The following is a 22,664-nucleotide window of genomic DNA, read 5'->3' on the forward strand; positions in this document are numbered from 1 at the left end:
GGGGTGGAGGCTGGAGTGTGGGCCGGGGTGCGGGTGGTGGCGTCGGGCATGCCTCTCACTCAACCGGGTCGGGTGGAGCGAGGGATCGGGGCGCCTGCTTATGTTCGGTGAGTATCGGTGAGTACGCGTGCTCAGGCGAGGGTTGATGTGGTCGCCTGCCAGGCGTTGCCGGTCAGCAGGGGCCTGAAGCGGGTGAGGAGGGCGAGCAGGTCGGGGCCGTGCTCCTCGCGGAAGGCGGGGTTGACACGGGCGAGGTCCAGTTCGTTCGCGGCGGTCAGTTCGGCGAAGTCGCGGCGTTGGGTGAGCGACGGGGTGAGCTCCTCGCCGGTGAAACGGTCGCGGAAGGGCGCGTTGGGCGACGCGAGGGTCGGGTACGAGGTGGCGCGGTCGCAGCTCGCGTAGAAGTAGACGAGGTCCTCCGCCTCTTGGCCGATCGCCGCGGTGAGGCGGGGGCGTTCGGCCAGGTCCAGGAGCGCGGTGGGGAAGCCGTCCGTGCCGTAGAAGGCGTGGCACAGGCCGGCGAGTTGGAGCGCGGGGCGGGCGCCCCAGTCCGCCAGCAGGGCCTGTACGCGGTGGAGGTGGGCGAGGAGTGTTCCGCCGGGGTGCTGGATCGTTTCGGCACCGCAGGTGATGAGGAGAGCCGTGGCCGCTTGGGTCGCGGTGGTGGGGTTCGTCATGGGGGCATTGTGGCGAAGGCCCCGCGCACGGGGTACGCGGGGCCGGGGGTACTACTCCTGCCTGCGGCCCCGGTTGCTGGGGCGGCTGGCTACCCAGGCGCGGACGGTGTCCGCGTACCAGTAGGGCTTGCCGCCCTCGACGTGGTCGGGGGGCGGGAGCAGGCCGTGCTTGCGGTAGGAGCGCACGGTGTCCGGCTGCACCCGGATGTGTGCGGCGATCTCCTTGTACGACCAGAGCCGTCGGTCGGTCATCGGTGGAACCTCCATGTACGCGCCGCAGCGGCGGCCGGGGGAGCCGTCGGGGAGCGATCACTCAGCCTGTGCCCCGTGAACGACAGCCGGTGACTGTGCGAGAGGTTCTGTTGACCAGGTGTGACGGAAAGTCCGCGTGAGTGAGACATGTGTGACGGAGAGGGGATGTTGGTGACGTATGTGGTGCAAGGGATGAGTGTGATGACACGCGGCGCGTGTGATGACACATGACCTGCGTGATGACACGTGGCCTGTGTGATGACACGTGGCCTGTGTGGTGGCACGTGGCCTGTGTGGTGTCTGGGGCGGGCGGCGTCCAGGTCGCCGGTCACGCGCGGGCCGCGTACAGAGAGCGCGGAGACTCCGCGCTCAGGCGAGCGAGAAGTGGGCCGGGCCCGCTGCGTCGGGTCCGGCCCACCGTTGTCCCGCCCACCGTCGTCCCCCGTCAGTCCGGCAGGCAGGCCTGTACTTGCCGGACCAGAGTGCCGTCAGGAGTGACCGCCGGTCTTGGAGAAAGGCGCGGTGGCGTCGGCACCGGGAGGGAGGAGAAGAGAGGTGGCCTCTCCGGCGAGGCGGTCGGGGCCAGGCGGTCCGTACCCGGGCGCGGCGCTGCGGCGGGCCGCCGTGAACTCGCCCGGAGTGCAACCGGTCATGGCCCGGAACTCGCCGCTGAGGTGCGACTGGTCGTAGAAGCCGCAGACCGCGGCGGTCTCGGCCTGGCTGTGGCCGGTGGCGAGCAGGCGGCGGGCGTGCTGCAGCCGCAGGACGCGGGCGGCGGCCTTGGGGCTGAGGCCGATCTGTTCGCGGAAACGGCTCTCCAACTGGCGGACGCTCCAGCCGACTTCCTCGGCCAGCTGGTGCACCGGGAGGGTTCCTCGGGTGCGGACCAGCTCGGACCAGGCGTGGGCGGTCCGCGTGGAGCAGGGTGTTCCGGCGTCGGACCAGCGGATGAGGATCTCGTCGAGCAGCGTGAATCGGGTGTGCCACGAGGGGAGTGCGCTCAGCGCGTCGGAGAGGTCGGAGATCCTGCGGTATCGGTATCGGTACCGATGCCGGTGGCGGTGACGACCGCGGTCGGCGTTGCGGACGGAGGGCGCGTCGGAGGACGTGCCGGAGGGCGCGAGTGGGCCGTACGGGAGGACCTCGTCGGGGTCCGCGACCTGTTCGGCCAACTCGTGCTGGGCGACGCCGAAGAGGGTGAACGCGGCCCAGGGCGCGAGCAGTACCTCGATGCCGGAGAGGCGGCCGTCGTGTTCGCCGAGTACGGGTGTGGTGGTCAGACCGGAAAGGGCCGAGGTGCGGGTGACGGTGGGGCGGGTCGCGTGGTGGACGCGGAGGGGGTGATGGCCGAAGCCGAGCAGGAGCGTGACCGCGCCGATCGGGGTCTCCAGCCTGCGGCGCGGCTGGTCGAGCGCCAGGCGGAAGCCGCGGTACGCGATGACGCCGGGGCGCAGCCGGGGGTGCGGGAGGGCCAGAACCCGCTCCCAGGAACCGGCCGGGCCCCGTTGGGTCCCACCCCGTGGGTGGGTCAGGCCCCGCATGAGCGCAGATAGTGGCGGGTGCGGTGGGCGATCGGGTAGGGCTGGTCAGGGGGACAGGGGTACATGTCCTGTTCGACGATGGCGAAGAGGTCGATGTCCAGAGCCTGGGCCGCCCGGAGTACGGGTTCGAGCGCGGGGATGCCGCCTGGCGGCTCGCACATCACGCCACGGGCCACCGCGGGGCCGAACGGCAGGTCTTCGGCCCGTACGTCCACCAGCACCCGCGGGTCCACCTGCTTGAGGTGCAGATAACCGATGCGCGGTCCGTACGTCTCGATCAGCTTGACGCTGTCGCCGCCGCAGTACGCGTAGTGCCCGGTGTCCAGGCACAGCGAGACCAGGTCCGCGTCCGTGGCGTCGAGGAAGCGGGCGACATGCGGCTCGGTGTCGATGTGGGTGTCCGCGTGCGGGTGGACGACGATGCGCAGTCCGAAGCGCTCGCGCACCTCGCGCCCCAGGCGTTCGGTGCCCGAGGCGAGCCAGTGCCACTGCTGGGGCGTCAGTTCGCGGTCCTCCAGGACCTTTCCGGTCTTGTCGTCCCGCCAGAAGGAGGGGATGACGACCAGATGGCCCGCGCCCATCGCGCGGGTCAGTTCCGCGACCTGTGCGACATGGGCCCAGGTCGTGTCCCAGACGGCGGGCCCGTGGTGCAGCCCCGTGAAGACGGTGCCCGCGGAGACCCGCAGCCCGCGCCGCCCGGTCTCCTCGCGCAGGCGGGCCGGATCGGTGGGCAGATAGCCGTACGGGCCGAGCTCGATCCACTCGTACCCGGAGTCGGTCACCTCGTCGAGGAAGCGCTGCCAGGGGACTTGCCGGGGATCGTCAGGGAACCACACGCCCCAGGAGTCGGGTGCGGAGCCGATGCGGATACGCGACAGGGGTGACGGCGGCGTCATGGGCGTCAGCCTCCAGGTGGCGGGAAACGGGTGTCAAGGTCCGTCACGGTCTATATGTCAGGACAAAAGATTGACAGGGCTCGGGCGGCGGGACTAGACCTGGACCCGTTGGGAGCACCCTGGGGGCACCCGCCGAACCCGAGGCCGAAGGGACGTGCACGGTGACAGAGGATCGCCGAACGGACGAGGACGGTTCCAACGACGTCTCGTACGACTCCTGCGACGTCCCGTACGACGTCGTCACCATGGGGCGGATCGGGGTCGATCTCTACCCCCTGCGCACCGGAGTCCCGCTCGCGCAGGTCGACACCTTCGGCAAGTTCCTCGGCGGCTCCGCCGCCAACGTGGCCGTCGCCGCGGCCCGCCTCGGGCGGCGCACGGCTCTGATCACCCGCACCGGCGAGGACGCGTTCGGCGCGTATCTGCACCAGGCGCTGCGCGAGTTCGGCGTCGACGACCGCTGGGTCTCGGGTGTGCCGGGACTCCCGACGCCGGTCACCTTCTGCGAGATCTTCCCGCCCGACGACTTTCCGCTGTACTTCTACCGACAGCCCAAGGCCCCTGATCTGGAGATCCATGCCGATGAGCTGGACCTGGACGCGATCGCGGCGGCGCGCGTCTTCTGGGTGACCGGGACGGGACTGAGCGAGGAGCCGAGCCGCTCGGCGACGCTCAAGGCGCTCAGGCACCGGACCGACGCCGCCGGGACGGCCACGGTCTTCGACCTGGACTGGCGGCCGGTGTTCTGGAAGGACACAGCCCGGACCGACGCCACCGGGACGGACCTGGAGAGAGCCAGGACCTACTACACCGCCGCCCTCCGCCACGCCACCGTCGCCGTCGGCAACCTGGACGAATGCGAGGTCGCCACCGGTGAGCGCGAACCGCACGCCGCGGCCCGCGCGCTGCTGGACGCGGGCGTCGAACTCGCCGTCGTCAAGCAGGGCCCGAAGGGCGTACTGGCCATGAACCGCGCGGGCGACAGCGCCGAAGTCCCGCCCGTACCCGTCGAGGTCGTCAACGGGCTCGGCGCCGGCGACGCGTTCGGCGGTGCGCTGTGCCACGGGCTGCTGTCCGGCTGGGACCTGGAGCGGACCATGCGGTACGCCAATGCCGCCGGGGCCATCGTCGCGTCCCGCCTGGCCTGCTCGTCCGCCATGCCGTACCCGGACGAGGTGGCCGCGGTACTGGAAGGCGGCCGGGTGTGACAGCCGTCGTCATCGATCGAGATCGAGGAGAGCCCTGATGCACCTACCGGCAGGCAGTACGGCCAGTGGGCCGTACGCGCTGGACATCGACCACAAACGGGCCGGTTGGGGGTACGCGGGCCTGCGGGTCGTCGAGCTGCCGCCAGGCGGTACGCACCAGCTGGCCACCGAGGACAGCGAGTGGATCGTACTGCCGCTGAGTGGTGGCTGTACCGTGCACGTGGCAGGCGAGTCCTTTGAACTCCTGGGCAGGGCAAGTGTGTTCAGTGGGGTCAGCGACTTCGCCTACGTACCACGCGACGCCCACGTATCGATCTCCTCCGGCGCGGGAGGCCGCTTCGCCCTGGCAGGAGCGAAGTGCGAGCGCAGACTCCCCGCCCGCTACGGCCCCGCGCCGGAGGTCCCCGTCGAGCAGCGGGGGAGCGGCGACTGCGCCCGCGAGGTCCACAACTTCGGCGCGGCGAGCGTCTTCGACTGCGATCGGCTGATCGCGGTCGAGGTGCTCACGCCCGGTGGCCACTGGTCCTCGTACCCACCGCACAAACACGACGAGCACCGGCCGGGCGTAGAGGCCGAACTCGAGGAGATCTACTACTTCGAGATCGAGGGCGAGCACGGTCTGGGCTACCAGCGGGTGTCGCCCTCCCGCCCCGGCGGTACGGACGTGCTCGCCGAAGTCCGCAGCGGCGACGCGGTGTTGGTGCCCGACGGCTGGCACGGCCCGTCCATCGCCCAGCCGGGCCACACCATGTACTACCTGAACGTCATGGCGGGCCCGGGCGACGAGCGCGCCTGGCGCATCAGCTTCCACCCCGACCACCCGGAGGGATATCGGTGAGGCTTACCGTCGCCCAGGCGCTGGTGGCGTTCCTGGCACGCCAGTACACCGAGCGGGACGGCATCCGGCAGCGGCTGATCACCGCCACCTGGGGGATCTTCGGGCACGGCAACGTGGCCGGGATCGGCCAGGCGCTGATCGAGAACCGCGATCAGATGCCGTACCACCAGGGCCGCAACGAACAGGCCATGGTGCACGCGGCCGTCGGCTACGCCCGCCATGCGCGCAGGCTCTCCGCGCACGCGGTGACCACCTCGATCGGGCCCGGCGCGACCAACCTGGTCACCGGCGCGGCACTGGCCACCATCAACCACCTCCCGGTGCTGCTGCTGCCCGGCGACACCTTCGCCACCCGGCCCGCCGACCCCGTACTGCAGCAGCTCGAAGTGCCGTACGCGGGCGATGTGTCGGTCAACGACTGCCTGCGGCCGGTCTCGACGTACTTCGACCGGGTGACCCGTCCCGAGGCGCTGATCCCGGCCGCGCTGCAGGCGATGCGGGTGCTGGCCGACCCGGCGCAGACCGGCGCGGTGACGCTCGCGCTGCCGCAGGATGTGCAGGCCGAGGCGTACGACTGGCCCGAGGAGTTCTTCGCCGAGCGGGTCTGGGGCGTACGCCGTCCGGTCCCCGACGCGCGCGAGTTCGCGGCGGCGGTGCGGGCGGTACGGGATTCCCGGCGCCCGCTGATCGTCGCGGGCGGCGGCGTCCGGCACAGCGGGGCTCAGGGCGCGCTCGCGGCGCTGGCCGACACGACCCGTATCCCGGTGGCGTCCACCCAGGCGGGCAAGGGCTCGCTCGCCTTCGACCACCCCGCCGACGTGGGTGGCATCGGGCACACCGGCACCGCGACGGCCGACGCGCTGGCCCGTACCGCTGATCTGGTGATCGGGGTCGGTACGCGGTACACGGACTTCACGACCGCGTCCGGCACGCTGTTCGGCGAGGGGGCGCGGTTCCTGAACCTCAACATCACCGGGTTCGACGCCCACAAGATGGCCGCACTGCCCTTGATCGCCGATGGCCGCACGGGCCTTGAGGCGCTCACCGAAGCGCTGCGTGACCACCGCGTCGACCCCGCCTACGAAGCCGAGTACACCCGGCACAAAACCCGCTGGGAGGCCCAGGTCGACGCCGCCTACGCCACCCCCGACCCGGATGCCCGCCCCACCCAGGCCCAGGTCGTCGGCCTGCTCGACGAGCTGGTCACCGGCGACGACGTGATCATCAACGCGGCCGGTTCGCTCCCCGGCGACCTGCACAAACTCTGGCGGACCCGCTCCCGCGACCAGTACCACGTCGAGTACGGCTACTCCTGCATGGGATACGAGATCCCGGCCGCCATCGGCGTGGGCCTCGCCGATCCGGGGCGGCCGGTCTGGGCGCTGGTCGGCGACGGGACGTATCTGATGATGCCCACCGAGATCGTCACCGCCGTACAGGAGGGGATCGCGATCAAGGTGGTGATCCTGCAGAACCACGGATACGCGTCGATCGGCGGCCTCTCCGAGTCCGTCGGCGGTGAGCGGTTCGGCACCGCCTACCGCTTCCGGGCCGACGACGGTACGTACACAGGGGCGCCGCTGCCCGTCGACCTCGCCGCCAACGCGGCCAGCCTCGGGATGCGCGTGGTCCGCGCGAAAACCGTACGTGACCTGCGCGAAGCCCTCCACGAGGCACGGCAGGCGACGGGCCCCACAGGTGTCTATGTGGAGACCGAAACGGCAGACACAGTGTCGGGCGTGCCGCCCGCACAGGCGTGGTGGGATGTTCCTGTAGCCGAGACCGCGAGCCGTCCGTCGGCGGTCAAGGCGCGGGAAGAGTACGACCGGCACGTCACAACCCGACGCCGTCACCTGTGAGGAGTACGTCATGACGAAGACCGTCAACCACTGGATCGGTGGCAAGACCGTCGAGGGCGCGTCCGGTACCTACGGGCCGGTCACCGATCCCGCGACCGGTGCTGTCACCACTCAGGTCGCTTTCGCGTCCGTGGACGAGGTGGACGCGGCGGTGGCTGCCGCCCGCGAGGCCTACGCGACGGTCTGGGGCAACTCGTCGCTGGCCCAGCGCACCGGCATCCTGTTCAAGTTCCGTGCGCTCCTTGACGCGCACCGCGATGAGATCGCCGAGCTGATCACCGCCGAGCACGGCAAGGTGCACTCGGACGCGCTGGGCGAGGTGGCCCGGGGTCTGGAGATCGTGGACCTGGCCTGCGGGATCACCGTGCAGCTGAAGGGTGAGCTGTCCACCCAGGTGTCCAGCCGGGTGGATGTGGCCTCGATCCGGCAGCCGCTGGGCGTGGTCGCCGGGATCACCCCGTTCAACTTCCCGGCGATGGTGCCGATGTGGATGTTCCCGATGGCCATCGCCTGCGGCAACACCTTCGTCCTCAAGCCGTCCGAGAAGGACCCGTCCGCCGCCATGAAGATCGCCGAACTGCTGGCCGAGGCGGGCCTGCCGGACGGGGTGTTCAATGTGGTGCACGGCGACAAGGTGGCCGTCGACCGGCTCCTTCAACACCCGGACGTGGCGGCCGTCTCCTTCGTCGGCTCCACCCCCATCGCCCGCTACATCCACACCACCGCCGCCACCCACGGCAAGCGGGTACAGGCCCTGGGCGGCGCCAAGAACCACATGCTCGTTTTGCCCGACGCCGACCTGGACGCCGCCGCCGACGCCGCCGTCTCGGCCGCCTACGGCTCGGCCGGTGAGCGCTGCATGGCCATCTCCGCGGTGGTCGCGGTCGGCGCCACCGGTGACGAGCTGGTGGCGAAGATCCGCGAGCGCGCCGAGAAGATCAAGATCGGGCCGGGCAACGACCCCACCTCCGAGATGGGCCCGCTGATCACCGCCGCGCACCGCGACAAGGTCGCCTCCTACGTCCACGGCGCCGCCGCCCAGGGCTGTGAGGTGGTCCTGGACGGCACCGGCTACACCGTCCCCGGCCACGAGGACGGGCACTGGATCGGCCTGTCGCTGCTCGACCGGGTGCCGGTCACCGCCGACGCCTACCGCGACGAAATCTTCGGCCCCGTCCTGTGCGTACTGCGCGCCGAGACGTATGAGGAGGGCCTGGCTCTGATCAACGCGTCGCCGTTCGGCAACGGGACCGCGATCTTCACCCGCGACGGCGGGGCGGCCCGCCGCTTCCAGCTGGAGGTCGAGGCCGGGATGGTCGGCGTGAACGTGCCGATCCCGGTGCCGGTGGGCTACCACTCCTTCGGCGGCTGGAAGGACTCCCTCTTCGGCGACCACCACATCTACGGCAACGACGGCACCCACTTCTACACCCGCGGCAAGGTCGTCACCACCCGCTGGCCCGACCCGGCCGACGCTCCGGCGGGTGTGGACCTGGGCTTCCCCCGCAACCACTGAGACACGTCGCCCCGGTCGGCGGTCACGTACGACCGCCGACCGGGGCGAACGGCTGTCTCAGCCCTGCGATTCAGCCCGGCGATTCAGCCCTGGGTCTCAGCCCTGGGTCTCAGCCCTGGGTCTCGCCCTGCGCGCCGCCCTGCCCCGCGCCCTGCCCGGCCTTGACCTGTTCGGTCAGATCGCCGGTCTCGGCGGCGGGCGGTGCCTCGATCGTCTTGGCGGCACCGAACTTCTCGAAGTCGATGGTCACCGACATGGTGCCCATGTCCTGCTTGATGCGGACCGGCAGGTCCTTGCCGTCCACCCAGATCTCGATGTCGATCTCGCCGCTCCCGGTGAGCTGGCCCATCGCCGAGTCGTTCTCCAGACCCAGGGCGTTCTGCGGGAGCGCCGCCTTGTAGTGCGTCGTCTTCTTGCCGCCGACCGTCTCCTCGCCGAGGTCCTCGACGTCGTTGGCGTGCTTGATGCCGCGCAGACCGGCCGTCGGGTCGGCGTTCTGCGACTGGAGGTTCGCGGAGCCGTTCTCGCCCAGGATCGCCGAAGCGTCGATCCTCAGCCACTGCTTGCCCTGGAGCGGGCCGCTCGGCTGCGGGTTCACCTTGTAGTAGTACGAGCCGTCGACGAACAGCGAGCGGACGGTGTCGCCGGAGACGAGCTGCTGCATGCCCGACGCCTTGGCGTCCATCTCGACATCGAAGCCGAGGCCGTCGCCCCACGTGTAGGTGCCGTCCATGGTGACCGGCTGGCCGTTGCCCAGGTCGGTGGACATCGAGACCTCGGCGGACCCCATCTTGTCCGTCTTGTCCGTGGCACGCAGAAGTGCGGCCGGGACCGCGCCTTCGGCCTTCTCCTTGACGCCTTCGGCCGTCTTCTTGACGTCGTCGGAGCTGCAGGCGGTCGCGCCCGCGGCGATCGTGACGGCGGCCGCGCAGGCCACGAGGGTCCGCATCTTCATGTGTCCACCCCTGAGATGTGTGGGAGCTCGTCGGTGAGCCACGCCTGTGAATCACGTCTGTGAGTCACGTGTGTGGGTTGCAGACGAGCGCTTGGTTGTGAGTCTCCTGTGTCCCGGCACGGGACTCTAGTAGAGGGGTCGGACATCAGATCGAGCTGGGGTTGCCGGGAATCGGCAACCGCGGCGGCGAGGCCCCTGCACGGCACCCCGTCGCTGCGGGCCGCGGCCTGGCGGTGCTGCCCGGCTCACTGGCCGGGCGGATCCCGCATACGGCCGCGGTCCCGCTGTCCGTGCCCCGCCTGGCGCACCGTACTGGGGTCCTGTACGGACGCCTGTCCGCGGGCCCAGCGGGAAAGGTGGTGGCGGCGCCGGTCAGCCGGGCAGCGCCGTCGTCGTGACCGTGGCGGCGAAGACGGTCTCGCCGTCCTGGTGGGCCGTCACCCGCAGGCCGCCGTCCAGCCCTGTGGGGTCGCCCGAGGGGTACTCGGCCTCGATCCAGCAGGGGCTGCCGAACTCGACGTACCGGGAGAAGGTGCTGTGCACGGACGTGGGCAGGAGTACGGTGTCGCCCGGCGCCATCGCGTGCGCCACCTGGCGCGCGGCCTCCAACAGGACCATGCCGGGGACGTGGTCGACGTAGTGGTCGAAGAGCACGGGGTGCCGGGTGTCGACCCGCAGCTGCCAGCACTGTGCCTCGGCGGCCGGCCCGAGGACGACATCGAACCCCGATGAGCGGCCGACTCGCGCGGGCGGAACGGGAGTTCCGGGGATCGGCGGGACGGCGGCGGACTCCAGCTGCCCGGCCCGCAACCTGCGATACGCCTCCGGCGATGTGCAGGTGTAGCTCGCGCCGCCCGTCGCGATGACCTGGCCCTCGTGGCGGATGGCCACCTCGTAGCGCAGCCCCGCGAACTTGCGGCCGCGCCTGCGGATCTCGCTGCAGACGACGTCCAGCTCGAGGTCGGCCGGGCGGGTCCCGATGGTCAGATGCTCCGGCATCACGGTGTAGTCGAGGTCCCACATCAGGAACTTGTGGCTGAGCGGTACGTCGAAGGCCGAGTGGGCCAGCAGCGCGCCCACCTGCCGCATCGTCTCGGCGGCCAGCATCGGGTCGTAGCGTCCGGACACGGGGGCGAAGAAGCTGTGGGCACGCGGCCACTGGGCCGATATCAGGTAGTGGTCATCGGCTAGCTGCCGCCAGCCCGTGAGGAAGACCTCGGCCACGGCCGCACGGTGGACCAGCTGCCGGGGGACCGTCGAGGTGAAGGTGCTCTGCGAAGGACCGACGGGAGCGGTGCCGATGGCGGGTGCCGGAGCGTGTGCGGGAACAAGCGTCTGAATCATGACTCCCCCTGAAGGACTCGACCGATTGGGTACGTGCTGCGTCCTGCCCGTCGAAAGATACGTACTTCTCGGTTTGATTTGCAACAGGTTCAGGGAGTCTGGTTTGGCGGTCGAGTCTGCCTCGCGGCGCGGAAGAATCTGGAAGCCTATCGTCCGATTCCTTCGCTAACGCCCTTGACCAGGCCGGGCGTTGGGGCGTCCAGGTTCGGGTGTCACGATAGGGAAGCGGTAGATGGGCATCAGGCAAGGGGGTATCCGAACGCCCTTGTTTCCCTGGGTTCTCCACGCATAACATCCGTACTCCCCGGTTTTGTTGCGGGGGCAGATCGACGACACGGAGACCTTGTGGACCACCTGAAGCAGCTGCGGCTCGCCGCCGTGAACATCGACGGCGTACTCCTGAACGACACGTTCAGCCCCGTCATCCACCAGTTCATCACCCGCCGCGGCGGTCATTACGACGCGGCGGTGGAGCGTGAGATCTTCTCCCAGCCGCAACGCGTCGCCTGCCGGGCGCTGGGTGTCGCGGCCGGGCTCGACGCGACCGAGGACGAGATCCTGGCGGCCTACTTCGAGGAGCGGGACGCCTACCTCGCGCGCGAGCCGGTCCGCGTCCTGGACGGAGCCGTCGAACTCCTGTACAGGCTGCGATCCCTGGGGCTGCGGACGGTGTGTTACGGCGGCCTGGCGAAGTCCCACTTCGACCGCCACGCGGGCGGGCACGCCGAACTCTTCGACGGCCCGCAGTACGTCTGCACCAACGACTACCGTCCGGGCGTCCGGGAGATCACCACCGAGGTGTTCCGACTCCGCTTCGACCAGGTGCTGTTCATCGACGACGTGGCACGGGTCGCCGAGACCGCCAAGCAGCTCGACGTGCCGTTCATCGGCCACCCCAGCGACTTCGCGCACGGCTTCCAGCGCGCGTTGATGGGCGAGGTGGGAGTGCGGCACGTCGTGGACTCGGCCGCGGATATCGGTGAGGACCTGCTGCGTACCGTGGACGCCGAAGCGGCCGCGGGCGCCGTCTGGAACTCAGAGCCTGTCTTTGAACCCCACCGCTGAACCGCCTGTCGCCGAAGTCCCGTTACGGAGGAGTCACCATGACCGAGGAGAGCCCCGCCATGTCCGCCACGCCGAAGGAACACCGTCTGCTTCCCGGCAAGGTCGCCCTGATCACCGGCGCGAGCAGCGGTATCGGCGCCGCGGCCGCCCGGGTGTTCGCCCGCGAAGGAGCCAGGGTGGTGCTGCTCGCCCGGCGTGCGGAGCGGCTCGAGTCGCTGGCGGCTGAGCTGCGCGCCGATGGCGCGGAGGCCGAGTGCGTGGTCGCGGATGTGACCAGCGCCGCGGACACGGCCCGGGCGACGGCGCGTGCCGTCTCCCGCTTCGGGCGGCTGGACGTGGCCTTCAACAACGCCGGTTACGGCGTGGGGCGTACCCCGCTGCACCTCATGGCGGACGGGCTCTACGACGAGATCATGGAGGTCAACGTGCGCGGGGTCTGGAACTGCCTGCGCGACGAGCTCGCCGCGATGCTGGAGAGCGGCGGTGGCGCAATCGTCAACAACGCCAGCGTGGGCGGACTGTTGGCGACCCCCGTGGCAGCACCCTATGTCGCCTCCAAGCACGCGGTGATCGGCCTGACCAAGGCGGCCGCCGCGGAGTACGCCGCCCAGGGCATCCGGGTCAACGCGGTCGCCCCCGGCACCACACGTACCGAGGTGGTGGGGGAGTGGTTCGCGAACAACCCCGGCATCGAGGAGGCGCTGCACGCGGCGACACCGCAGCCGCGCACCGCGGAACCCGAGGAGATCGCGGAGGCCGCGGCCTTCCTCTGCAGTGACCGCGCCTCGTTCGTCACGGGTGTCACCATGCCTGTCGACGGCGGGTTCACCATGGTGTGACCGGCCGGTAGCTTGGGCGTTGGGTTGATTACATACTGACTCGTCGGTTTTAATGGCGTGTCCCCCATGCGCGCTTGGCGCGTATTGACCGCCCGCCAGCTAGGGCACGCAGAGATAGGACGGCCAGGTGGCGAAACAGGATCGCGGCATCCGTACCCGCAGAGTGATCTTGGAGGCAGCGGCCGAGGTCTTCGAGGAGTACGGCTACGAGGCAGCGAAGATCACCGACATCCTCACCCGCGCGGGGGTGACCAAGGGCGCGCTGTACTTCCACTTCGACTCCAAGAAGGCCCTGGCGCTCGCGGTGCTCGACGCGCAGGTGGCGGAGGCGCCGCAGCAGCTCCCGCAGGCGTCCAAGCTGCAGGAGATCGTGGACCTGGGCATGGTGTTCGCGCACCGCCTCACCCATGACCAGCTGGTCCGCGGCAGCGTCCGCCTCACCCTCGACGACACGGGGCCGCAGCTCGACCGCAGCGGTCCGTACTCCGGCTGGTCCGAGATCCACACGCGGACGCTGCAGGAGGCGAAGGACCGGGGCGAGCTCCTCGCGCATGTCGACCCGGTCGAGAGCGCCACCCTGCTGGTGGGGGCGTACGCGGGGGTCAACATGATGGCCCGCTCGACGAACAAGCGCCACGAGCTGGACCGGCGGGCTTCGGCCCTCTACCGGCACTTCATGCCCAGCATCGCGGTCCCGGCAGTGCTGGCCTCGCTCGACATGTCGCCGGGGCGGGGGGAGCGCGCCCTGGTCGCGGCGGAGGAGATCACGGCCGAGGAGATCGCGGCCGAGGGGAGCGCGTCGGAGGGGGTCACGGCCGACGCGGTCGCCACCGATCACATCCTGGTCGCGGACGGCGCGGAGTCCGTCCCCGGCTGACATGGACAGCAGACCTCCAGGTCTGTTCGTCAGGGTCCGGACAGGTGGTGGGGCCGGCCGCACTGGGCGGGCTCGGCCGCCCAGGTCGCTGTCGCCGGGAGGCTCGGTACGGAACGGGCGGCCGCCAGTGCGGACTCAGAGCCTGCCGGGTCGAGTTGGCCGAGTGCGTACGGTGTCGTCATCCGGGGCAGCTGCAACTGCCAGAAGCCGGTGAGCGAGTACCGGGAGAGCCACTCCTGGTCGTCCTCGCTCAGGACTTCGAACCCGACGGTGGCGGCGACGATCGCCGAGGTCATGTGCTGGCGCGACAGTTCGGGGTTGAGCCACCCCTCGCGTGATGCCTCGGTGAGCAGCCGCTGTACGCAGGCCTGCCACTCCTGGCGCAGATCCAGCGGGGAGCTGGCGTGGCCGTCGCAGTTGAGCCGCAGTCCGGCCTTGGCGACGACGTTCTCGCGCAGCAGCTGGGCGAGCGCGTGCGAGGTGTCGACCAGGCCCTGGAGCGCGGATTCGCGGCGTTGGCCGATGTGCCGGGCGACCGCGTGCAGGGCGCGGGCGGCCTCCGTCTCCACCGCCTCGGCCAGGGCGGCCTTGCTGGGGAAGTGGAAGTACAAGGCGCCCGAACTGACCCCGCTCAGCCGGCTGATGACGGTCATGCCGGCCTCGGCGTAGCCGTGCCGGCAGAAGGTCCTGGCCGCGGACACGATGAGCTGGCTTCGGGTGCGGACGGCGCGTTCCTGCTTGCTCACGATCCGTCCTTGTGGCGCTGAAGACTTGAGAGGGGGGACGTCATGCCGACAATAAAACCAACCACAAGGTATTTAATCCAGTTGTGCGCCCCGTTTGTCTGGAAGAGATTCCCTGAAGTGGGCGGAGTTCACCGGAGGCTGCGGCGTGAAGGCGGCTGAAGTCCCAGACTTATGGGGGGTTTAGTCCGTGTTCGGCGTGGTGGCTGGACTCTTGACTCTTTGACAAACCGACGTCGCGGTTTGTAATCTCCCCCTAGGTCTTGGGTACGTGGCAGCGCTGAGCTGCGCGAATCAAGGGGGAGGGAACATGCGGTTCAAGATGCTGGGCCCGCTGGAAGTGACGTCTGGCGGCCGTCAGGTCGAACTCGGGGGAAGCAAGCAGCGTGCGGCGCTGGGCTTCCTGCTGCTGCAGCCCAATCAGGTCGTGCCCACCAGCCAGCTCCTGAAGGCCCTGTGGAGCATCGAGGAGGCGCCCGCCACGGCGCGCAAGATCCTGCAGAACGCGGTGTGGGGGCTGCGCAGGGCCCTGTCCGAAGAGGACGGCTCCGACACGCCGGCGGCCCTGCGCACCCAGGCTCCCGGATACCTGCTCGAGGTCGCCCCGGAGGATGTCGACCTGCATCTGTTCCACCAGTGGGTGGCCGAAGGGCGGGCCCGGCTGACCGCGGGAGCGCCCGCCGAGGCCGCACCGCTGCTGCGGGACGCGCTGGACCTGTGGCGCGGTGACGTGCTCTCCGATCTGGTGGAAGTCGGCTTCTTCTGGACCGAGTTGACCACCGTGCAGAACGCGCGCCTGGACGTCCTGGAGGACTTCTTCGACGCGCAGCTGGCGTGCGGGCACCACTACGCGATGCTCGGCGAACTGGAGGCGATGGTCGAGAGCGAGCCGCTCCGGGAGCGCTCCTGCGGCCAGCTGATGCGCGCCCTGTACCGCTGTGGCCGCCAGGCCGACGCACTGGGCGTCTACAGCCGCCTGCGGACGGTACTGGTCGAGGACCTGGGCCTGGAGCCCAGCCGGGAACTGCAGATGCTCCAGCAGGCCATCCTGCTGCACGATCCGGCGCTCCAACTCCCCGAACCCGCGGAGGCGGTGACCGCGAGCCCGCGGCCGCGGCCCACCGAGCCGGAGCGCCACAGCGCGCCGCCCGCGCCTGCCCAGCCGTCCACGCCCTCCGCCCCGCCCGTCCCGGCGGCCCCGGACGCCCCCCGCGCGGAACCGCTCCCCGCCCGCGCGGAACCGCTCCCCGCGGCCGTGGCCCCCGCGGCCGTGGCGCCCGTACGCAGGGAGGTCACCGTCCTCCTGGTCCGCGCCGAACTCGGCCCCGACTCCGGGGTGCCGGGAGGCGAGGAGGTGGACACGGTCCTCGACCGGATGGGCGGCCTGATCCGGCAGAAGGTCGAAGGCCTCGGCGGCACCGTCGCGGCGTCCATGGGCACCGTCAGCCTCGGCCTGTTCCCGGTGGAGGCCCACCGGGGAGACCACGCCGAACGCGCCGTACGGGCGGCGATGGAGCTGCGCAGGGCGTTCGCGTGCGGACCCGACGGCGGCGGCCGTATGGCCCCGTTGGCCGGGAGCGCGGCGGTCGGCGCCGCGGTCGCCACCGGCGAGGCGCTGGTGCGGCAGGGGCCGGACGGCGGCGCCGCGCCCCTCTCGGTCAGCGGCGCGCTGCTCCAGGAGTGCCAGATCCTGCTGTCGCTCGTACCGGAAGGCGAGATCCAGGTCGGGCCCGAGACCCGCGCGGCCACCGGATCCCTGTTCTCGTACATCCAGGTGCAGGGCACACCGGCCAGGTGGAAGGTGGAGCGCGCCATCCCGGTGGAGGGGACATACGGCGATCCGCAGGTGGACCAGGGCGTCGCGGCCGCGAGCGAACTCGACCTGCTCCAGGGGCTGATGGCACACAGCAGCCGCTGGGCGCAGCCACACCTGGTCACCGTGCGGGGCGGCTCCGACGCCGAACGCACCCGGATGCTGACGGAGTTCCGGCGGGTGGCCGCCGAGGACCCGCAGGCCGTGCAGGTCCTGTACTGGTGCACGCCGTCAGCGGCCGAGAGCGGCCCCTTCGAGCTGCACCGGATGATCCTGTCCGCCTACTGCGGGCTCACGGGCACCGACTCACTCCCGACGATCCGGGACAAGGTCGAGGCGACGGTCCGCCGTCTCGTCGGCGACCAGGGGCGGGCGAACTGGCTGGTGGCGCGACTCATCCCGTTCGTCGACCCGGCGAGCCGCCCCACGCGGGGGTTCGGCGACGGCGAGTGGCGCGAGGGGTGGCACCAGTTCCTCGAAGTGGCCACCCAGGAACGGCCGCTGGTCCTGATCATCGACGACGTCCAGCTGGCCGACGAGACACGCGAACTCGTCGAGTCCACGGCACGGCTGTCCCGGCGCGTGCCGCTGCTCGTCATCGCCGGGGTGCGCGACGACGCCCTCGGTCTGCCGGGCGACTTGGCGGTCGGCAGGCGGTACGCGACCACCATCATGCTCGACCCGTTGCGCGCCCCGGAACCCGGCCGCCCCGCGGAGACCCCGTCGCTGACCCGCGACATGGTCTCGGGCAGCGTCACCCGCTGAGCCCGCTGAGCCCACACAGACGAGAGCGGCGACCGGAGATCCCGGCCGCCGCTCTCGCGCTCCCGCACCGCCCTGAGGCGGCTCAGCGCTCGGCCGGCTGCCAGATCCTGCTGCGCATGTCCCGGCCCCTGAGCACCTGGACACGGAAGGGGTCCATCCGCAGCAGCCCGTACTCCGGGTCGGTCGGGCCACCCTTCCAGTAGTGGATCGGGTCGTATCCCACGCCGCGTGGGCTGCCCTTGCGGTAGAGCTCCCAGGCCTCCCGCTTCACGGTCTCGTCCTCGATCCACTCCGACACGCTGTCGACGTACGCGGCGTTCTGCCGCGGGTTCCAGTACGAGCACGTGACATGCGGGTTGTTGTTGATGTGCGCGGTCTTCACCGGCGTCTTGTACGCGGCGATCCAGCCCACCGGGCGGCCGTCCACGACCTCCCAGACGGGCAGCAGGACACGCGCCCGAGGGCGGTTCCGCTTGTCCACGGTGATCAGGGAGCAGTACACGATGTCCCTGACGTACTGATGGAACTCGTCCGCCAGATCGGCGAAGTCCTCCACACGGGTTGCCACAGTCTTTCGGTCCTTTCTAGGGCAGTTGGAGGCGGTAGCGGATGTGCTTGACCAGTTCGCCGATGTCAGGCTCCCTGAGCAGGCTGTAGTGATCCGCGTCCAGCTCGATCACGGTGGGGGGCTCGGCCGAGTAGCCGCTGCTGTTCTCCAGGAACGAGTAGTCGTCGCCCCGCGCCTTGAAGACCGTCAGGGGTGCGCTGAGCCGCCGCTCGGCCAACTCCCTGAAGCTGTAGGTGAATTCGTAGGTACGGGCCACCACGTCAGTGATCCGCCGCACCAGGTCCCGGTCGAGTCCCCTGAGTTCGCTGACGAACGAGGTGAAGCTCTCCCGGTCCCGGGTGGCGTCCAGGCACCGCTCCAGCTCGGGCCCGCTGACGGTGCCCGCGAACACCGAGAAGAGAATCGCCACGAACGCCCTGTTGGTGTACGAGGCTTCGCGGCCGTACCGGGCGCCGTCCTCGGCCCGTACCCTGGGTGAGCCCGGCGCGATCAGGAAGAGGTGCTCCACCCGCTCTCCGGCCCGCTCCAGCTGGTGGGCCGCCTCGAAGGCCACCCGCGCGCCGAAGGAGTACCCCCACAAGGTGTAGGGCCCGGACGGCTGCAGCCGCCTGATGGCCTCGATGTCCGCCGCGGCCATCTCCCTGATGGTGGGGTACGGGGTCTCGCCCTCGTTGATCCCCTGCGCCTGCACACCGTAGAACGGGCGGTCGATGTCGATCTGTACGCCCAGGCCGCGCAGGTTCATCGGGTATCCGCCGAGCCCCGGCCAGCAGAAGACCGGGCTCAGCCGCCCCGCGGAGTGCAGCCGCACCAGGCGCGAGTACGCGCCCGAGCCGCCCTCGACCCGGCGCGCGAGCTCCTCGACCGTCGGGCACTCGAACAGGACCTGCAGCGGCAGCGCCGTCCCGAACCGTGTGTTGAGCTGCCTGACGATGCCGATCGCGATCAGCGAGTTGCCCCCGGACGCGAAGAAGTCGCTGTGCACAGAGGTGTCTTCGCGCCTCAGCGCCCGGCTCCAGAGGTCGGCGATCACCCGCTCGGTCGCTGTACGCGGCGCGACATGGGGCCGCTCCGCCACCTCCGCGTTGACCTCCGCCGAGTCGGCCAGCGCCCGGACGTCGACCTTCCCGTTGGCCGACAGCGGCAGCCGGTCCAGGATCACCACCCGGTTCGGGATCATGTAGTCCGGCAGCTGGTTGACCAGGTCGTCCCTGATCATCTCCGCCGGGCCGCGCATATGGACGGTGTCCTCGCGCATGCCCTCGCTGCGCAGCTGCTCCTCGCTGACCGGGCCGCCGACGAAGAAGTACGAGGGCCCGCCCGCCAGCCCGACCGCTTCCAGTACGGCGTCCATCCTGCGGGCCGCCGGCAGGGCGTGGCCGGTCTTGGAGCTGTATCCGGAGGACATGAACCCGAGGCCGGTAGGGTTCATCTGCAGCCGCTGCAGCTTCCTGCCGAGGTCGATGTACCGCAGCCAGGCATCGGGCGCCCTGCTCACCACCGTGACGCCGAAGGCGGCGCGCTCGTACACCTGCTGGTTGATGGCGATCACATGCTGCCGCAGGACGAGTTCGTCCGAGATCCGCTCCAGCCGTCCGTCCGTGTACCGGTACTGCCCCTCGGGGACACCGGCGACCCGGTCGCCGTGCGTCTGCACATACACCTCGGTGGTGTCGTCCGGCCGCTGTCCGGTGTGCGGGACCAGGGCGAACGTGCCCAGGTAGCAGTCCTCCCCGGCGGGCTCCAGGCGGTCGCGTATCTCCGGTGCGTACGCCAGGTCCCGGATGTCGAGGCCGTACCGCGGCAGGATCTCCTCGAACAGGCCCACCATGTGCCCGGTCTCGATCTCCAGGACCTCCTGGATGTTGTTCCGGTAGACCGGCTCGATCGCGCGCTTGCGGCCCAGGAAGTGGACCCTGGCGCGGACTTCGCCCGCGGCGGCCCGCTCGCTGATCAGGACCAGCTGGTGGCGCGCCGGGTGGTAGTAGTAGTAACCCGGCGCCAGGCCGCCGACGCCCTCCAGCTCGACGTACAGCTGCGTGGCGTACAGGGCCCCCGGTGAGGCGTAGCCGTACTTCGGGAGCAGCCGCTCCTCGCTGAGGTACTGGCCGAAGTACCGCAGGATCTCCCCGAACTCGGCGGGCGTCAGCTCGCCCGGGTCCCGCGGCAAGGCGCCGGAGACCTGCCTGCCGAACAGCTTGAGCAGGTCTGCCTCGGTGACGTCCGCGCCCTCGAAGAACCGGTAGGTCTTGCGGGCGAAGACCCGTCTGCGCTGCTCCGGGGTCGGCTCGCGCCCTGCCAGGTCGTACGCCGGCCTGCCGTCGAGCTCCTCGGCGTCCCGCAGGCCCGGGTCCGACAGCTGGGCCCTGACCTGGAGCTTGCTCTTCTTCGACTGGTGGTGCGAGCCGTGGGTGCCCTGGTCCATCAGGGCGGCTTCCTTGGGGCTCAGCTCGACGCAGGCGATGAGGTTCTGGAAGCCGGTACGGGAGTCGTCCTTCACGACGACGGCCGCGTTCCTGACCCAGTCGTGGTTCTCGATGGCCAGCGAGATCTCGTCCAGTTCCACGCGGTACCCGCGCAGCTTCACCTGGTTGTCGGCCCGCCCGGCGAACTGCACGGTGCCGTCCGGGTTCCAGTGCGCCAGGTCGCCCGTACGGTACAGGCGCACCGGAGGGCGGCCGTCGTCCAGCGGGATCTCGGGGAAGCGCTCCGCGGTGAGGTCGGGCCGGTGCAGATAGCCGCGCGCCAGCTGGGCCCCGCCGATGTACAGCTCGCCGATCTCCCCCGCGGGGACCGGAGACAGCCGCTGGTCGAGGATGTGGAACTCGGTGTTCTGCACCGGCCTGCCGATGGAGACGGACTGCGGCCCCGCCCCGATGGTGGCGCGGTCGACCGTGAACGACGAGGCGTTGATGGTGCATTCGGTCGGCCCGTACAGGTTGACCAGGTCGCACCAGGGCAGCGCGTCGGCGCAGCGCAGCGCGAGGTTGCGGTGCAGCGCCTCGCCGCCGCTGAAGATCTGCCGCAGCGAGCCGCACGCGTCGAGCCGCTCGGTGTCCAGGAGCGCCTGGAGCAGGGTCGGCACACACTGCAGGGTGGTCACCCCGTACATCTCGATGGTCTCGATCAGCCCGTCGGGGTCCGCGTACACGCCGGGGCAGCCCATGACCACCGTGGCGCCGAAGGCCGGGGCCAGGATCTCCCACTGGGCCGCGTCGAAGCTCATGGGGGTCTTCTGCAGGATGGTCGTACGGCGGCCGAGGCCGTAGGCGCGGGCCAGCCACTGGAGTTGGTTGACGACGCTGTGGTGTTCGATCATCACCCCCTTCGGCCGGCCCGTGCTGCCGGAGGTGTAGATGACGTACGCCAGGTCGTTCGGGCCCGGCTGGGGTGCCACGCCCGCGGGGACCTGGGGGGCGAAGTCGGCGGCCTCCCGCACGGTGACGACCGTGGTGCCGCGCGGTGCCAGCTCGCGCAGGCGGGCCCGCAGGCTCTCCTGGGTGACGATGATCTTCGTCTGGCTGTCCTCGATCATGTAGCGCAGCCGGTCCTCGGGGTAGTCCGGGGACAGCGGCAGATAGGCGCCACCGGAGGACAGGATGCCCCAGGCACCCACCATCAGGTCGACCGACGGCTCCACGAACAGGCCGACGCCGGCATCAGGGCCCACCCCGAGATGACGCAGATAGGCCCCGAGAGCCGAGCTGCGGGCGGCCAGGTCGCGGAAGGTGAGGCGCTCCTGCTCGTACAGGACCGCGAGCTCGTCGGGGTGCTCGGCCACTCGCAGCGCGAGCAGGTCGGGCAGCCGTCGCGTGCCACGCACGCCGTACTCCAGCACGCTGGATTCCTGAGTGAAGATCATCTCTCTTCTCCGTCGTTGAGCCGTAGAGCCGTTAGGCCGTTGAGCCGTGGGACCGTTGAGCCGTTGGACCGGTCAGTTGATGAGTCACCGAGGCAGCGGCACACCGGGTGTGCCGCTGCCGAAGGGGTACGCGCTCACGAGGCGACGGGTGTCTCGGATCTCTCCTCGGACGGCGCCGCCGCGCGCCGCGTGGGTCTGGGCTGGGACAGGACGACCGCGGCGACCACCGTCAGGGCGCCGACGACCTGGAGCGGCGACAGGGCCTGGTCCAGGACGAAGTAGCCGAGCAGCGTCGCGGCCAGCGGAGACCCGAAGCCCAGGAACGAGACGGCGAGCGCGGGCAGCCGTTGTACGCCGCGGAACCAGATGCTGTACGCGAACAGCGCCCCGACCAGGCCCAGATAGGCGAACCCGGCGAGATTGTCGGCCGTGACACTGCCCGGCAGCCCCTCGCCGAGCAGCGTGAACGGCAGCAGCACGAGACCGCCGACCGTCAGCTGCCATCCGGTGAAGGTCAGCAGCCCCACCCGCGCCGGGCGCTGCCAGTGTTTGGTGAGCACGATCCCGGACGCCATGCTCACCGCGGCCAGCAACCCGGCCGCCAGGCCCACCGCGTCCAGACCGGCGTCCGGTTGCAGCACCAGCAGCGCGACCCCGGCCGCGCCGAGCACACAGGCGGCCACATGGACGGGCCTGATCCGGTCCTTCAGCAGCAGTGCCGAAAGGACCAGCACGATCATCGGCTGGACCGTTGTCATCAGCGCCGCGACCCCGCCGGGCAGGTGGTAGGCGGCGACGAACAGCAGGTAGAAGAAGGCCCCGATGTTCAGCACGCCGAGCACCAGGGACCGCCACCACCACACGCCCCGCGGCAGCGTCCGGCCGATCGCCAGCAGGATCAGCCCCGCGGGCAGCGCCCGCATCGTCGACGCGAGCAACGGCCGGTCCGGCGGCAGGAGTTCGGTGGTCACCAGATAGGTGGAGCCCCAGATCACGGGCGCGAGCGCGGTCAGGGCCGAGTCGGAGAGGCGGCTGCCACTCATCGG

General features: G+C 70.5%; 18 protein-coding genes. 8 read left to right on the plus strand and 10 right to left on the minus strand.

Annotated elements, in window-relative coordinates:
• Window positions 1-131 precede the first annotated feature (131 nt).
• The 4 genes from U9R90_RS33435 to U9R90_RS33450 all read right to left on the minus strand — a co-directional run bounded on the left by U9R90_RS33435 (window position 132) and on the right by U9R90_RS33450 (window position 3,366).
• Complete coding sequence (locus U9R90_RS33435) at window positions 132-677, minus strand: DUF6817 domain-containing protein (RefSeq protein WP_411060893.1); 546 nt, start codon at window positions 675-677, stop codon at window positions 132-134.
• A 51-nt stretch (window positions 678-728) separates the two neighbouring features.
• On the minus strand, window positions 729-929 hold the full coding sequence (locus tag U9R90_RS33440) for a helix-turn-helix transcriptional regulator (RefSeq protein ID WP_411060895.1): 201 nt from the start codon (window positions 927-929) through the stop codon (window positions 729-731).
• Window positions 930-1,417: 488 nt separating this feature from the next.
• Entirely contained in the window at window positions 1,418-2,470 is a 1,053-nt protein-coding gene (locus U9R90_RS33445; protein WP_411060897.1) for a helix-turn-helix domain-containing protein, read from the minus strand.
• A complete protein-coding gene (locus U9R90_RS33450) occupies window positions 2,458-3,366 on the minus strand; it encodes a sugar phosphate isomerase/epimerase family protein (RefSeq protein WP_411060899.1) in 909 nt (302 codons plus the stop codon). The genes U9R90_RS33445 and U9R90_RS33450 overlap by 13 nt, the downstream gene beginning before the upstream one ends.
• A gap of 161 nt (window positions 3,367-3,527) precedes the next feature.
• Here U9R90_RS33450 and iolC point away from each other — a divergent pair, with 161 nt between their 5' ends.
• Genes iolC through mmsA form a run of 4 tightly spaced genes read left to right on the plus strand, consistent with a single transcriptional unit; the run spans window position 3,528 to window position 8,787 of the window.
• Window positions 3,528-4,574 carry a 5-dehydro-2-deoxygluconokinase gene (iolC, locus tag U9R90_RS33455; RefSeq protein WP_411060901.1) on the plus strand — a complete coding sequence of 349 codons (1,047 nt, stop codon included), beginning with the start codon at window positions 3,528-3,530 and terminating at the stop codon, window positions 4,572-4,574.
• A gap of 37 nt (window positions 4,575-4,611) precedes the next feature.
• Window positions 4,612-5,412 carry a 5-deoxy-glucuronate isomerase gene (gene iolB, locus U9R90_RS33460; protein ID WP_411060903.1) on the plus strand — a complete coding sequence of 267 codons (801 nt, stop codon included), beginning with the start codon at window positions 4,612-4,614 and terminating at the stop codon, window positions 5,410-5,412.
• Window positions 5,403-7,271, plus strand: a complete 1,869-nt coding sequence (gene iolD / locus U9R90_RS33465) for a 3D-(3,5/4)-trihydroxycyclohexane-1,2-dione acylhydrolase (decyclizing) (protein WP_411061027.1) — start codon at window positions 5,403-5,405, stop codon at window positions 7,269-7,271. Before iolB ends, iolD begins: the two co-directional genes overlap by 10 nt.
• Before the next feature lie 10 nt (window positions 7,272-7,281).
• A complete protein-coding gene (gene mmsA, locus U9R90_RS33470; protein WP_411060905.1) occupies window positions 7,282-8,787 on the plus strand; it encodes a CoA-acylating methylmalonate-semialdehyde dehydrogenase in 1,506 nt (501 codons plus the stop codon).
• A 109-nt stretch (window positions 8,788-8,896) separates the two neighbouring features.
• Here the strand turns inward: mmsA and U9R90_RS33475 are convergent, their stop codons facing one another.
• On the minus strand, window positions 8,897-9,742 hold the full coding sequence (locus U9R90_RS33475) for a hypothetical protein (protein WP_411060907.1): 846 nt from the start codon (window positions 9,740-9,742) through the stop codon (window positions 8,897-8,899).
• A gap of 372 nt (window positions 9,743-10,114) precedes the next feature.
• The gene (locus U9R90_RS33480) at window positions 10,115-11,086 is read right to left on the minus strand and encodes a ScbA/BarX family gamma-butyrolactone biosynthesis protein (RefSeq protein ID WP_411060908.1); all 972 of its coding nucleotides are present in this window, start codon (window positions 11,084-11,086) and stop codon (window positions 10,115-10,117) included.
• A 345-nt stretch (window positions 11,087-11,431) separates the two neighbouring features.
• Between U9R90_RS33480 and U9R90_RS33485 the strand changes: the two genes are divergently transcribed.
• The 3 genes from U9R90_RS33485 to U9R90_RS33495 all read left to right on the plus strand — a co-directional run bounded on the left by U9R90_RS33485 (window position 11,432) and on the right by U9R90_RS33495 (window position 13,867).
• Window positions 11,432-12,151, plus strand: coding sequence for an HAD family phosphatase (locus U9R90_RS33485; RefSeq protein WP_411060910.1), 720 nt, complete (start codon window positions 11,432-11,434; stop codon window positions 12,149-12,151).
• 38 nt (window positions 12,152-12,189) lie between these two features.
• Window positions 12,190-12,990, plus strand: a complete 801-nt coding sequence (locus tag U9R90_RS33490) for an SDR family NAD(P)-dependent oxidoreductase (protein WP_411060912.1) — start codon at window positions 12,190-12,192, stop codon at window positions 12,988-12,990.
• 127 nt (window positions 12,991-13,117) lie between these two features.
• Window positions 13,118-13,867, plus strand: a complete 750-nt coding sequence (locus tag U9R90_RS33495) for a ScbR family autoregulator-binding transcription factor (RefSeq protein WP_411060914.1) — start codon at window positions 13,118-13,120, stop codon at window positions 13,865-13,867.
• A 29-nt stretch (window positions 13,868-13,896) separates the two neighbouring features.
• Here U9R90_RS33495 and U9R90_RS33500 read toward each other — a convergent pair whose 3' ends face one another.
• On the minus strand, window positions 13,897-14,613 hold the full coding sequence (locus tag U9R90_RS33500; RefSeq protein WP_411060916.1) for a ScbR family autoregulator-binding transcription factor: 717 nt from the start codon (window positions 14,611-14,613) through the stop codon (window positions 13,897-13,899).
• A 307-nt stretch (window positions 14,614-14,920) separates the two neighbouring features.
• On the opposite strand from U9R90_RS33500, the gene U9R90_RS33505 reads away from it, so the two are divergent.
• Window positions 14,921-17,188, plus strand: coding sequence for a BTAD domain-containing putative transcriptional regulator (locus U9R90_RS33505; RefSeq protein ID WP_411060918.1), 2,268 nt, complete (start codon window positions 14,921-14,923; stop codon window positions 17,186-17,188).
• Window positions 17,189-17,270: 82 nt separating this feature from the next.
• Here U9R90_RS33505 and U9R90_RS33510 read toward each other — a convergent pair whose 3' ends face one another.
• The 3 genes from U9R90_RS33510 to U9R90_RS33520 all read right to left on the minus strand — a co-directional run bounded on the left by U9R90_RS33510 (window position 17,271) and on the right by U9R90_RS33520 (window position 22,661).
• Window positions 17,271-17,756, minus strand: a complete 486-nt coding sequence (locus U9R90_RS33510) for a pyridoxamine 5'-phosphate oxidase family protein (protein ID WP_411060920.1) — start codon at window positions 17,754-17,756, stop codon at window positions 17,271-17,273.
• Window positions 17,757-17,772: 16 nt separating this feature from the next.
• Window positions 17,773-21,618 carry an amino acid adenylation domain-containing protein gene (locus U9R90_RS33515; protein ID WP_411060922.1) on the minus strand — a complete coding sequence of 1,282 codons (3,846 nt, stop codon included), beginning with the start codon at window positions 21,616-21,618 and terminating at the stop codon, window positions 17,773-17,775.
• Between the two features lie 134 nt (window positions 21,619-21,752).
• Entirely contained in the window at window positions 21,753-22,661 is a 909-nt protein-coding gene (locus tag U9R90_RS33520) for an EamA family transporter (protein WP_411060923.1), read from the minus strand.
• Window positions 22,662-22,664: the final 3 nt, after the last annotated feature.

Source organism: Streptomyces sp. E11-3, assembly GCF_046540415.1.
Classification (GTDB): domain Bacteria; phylum Actinomycetota; class Actinomycetes; order Streptomycetales; family Streptomycetaceae; genus Streptomyces.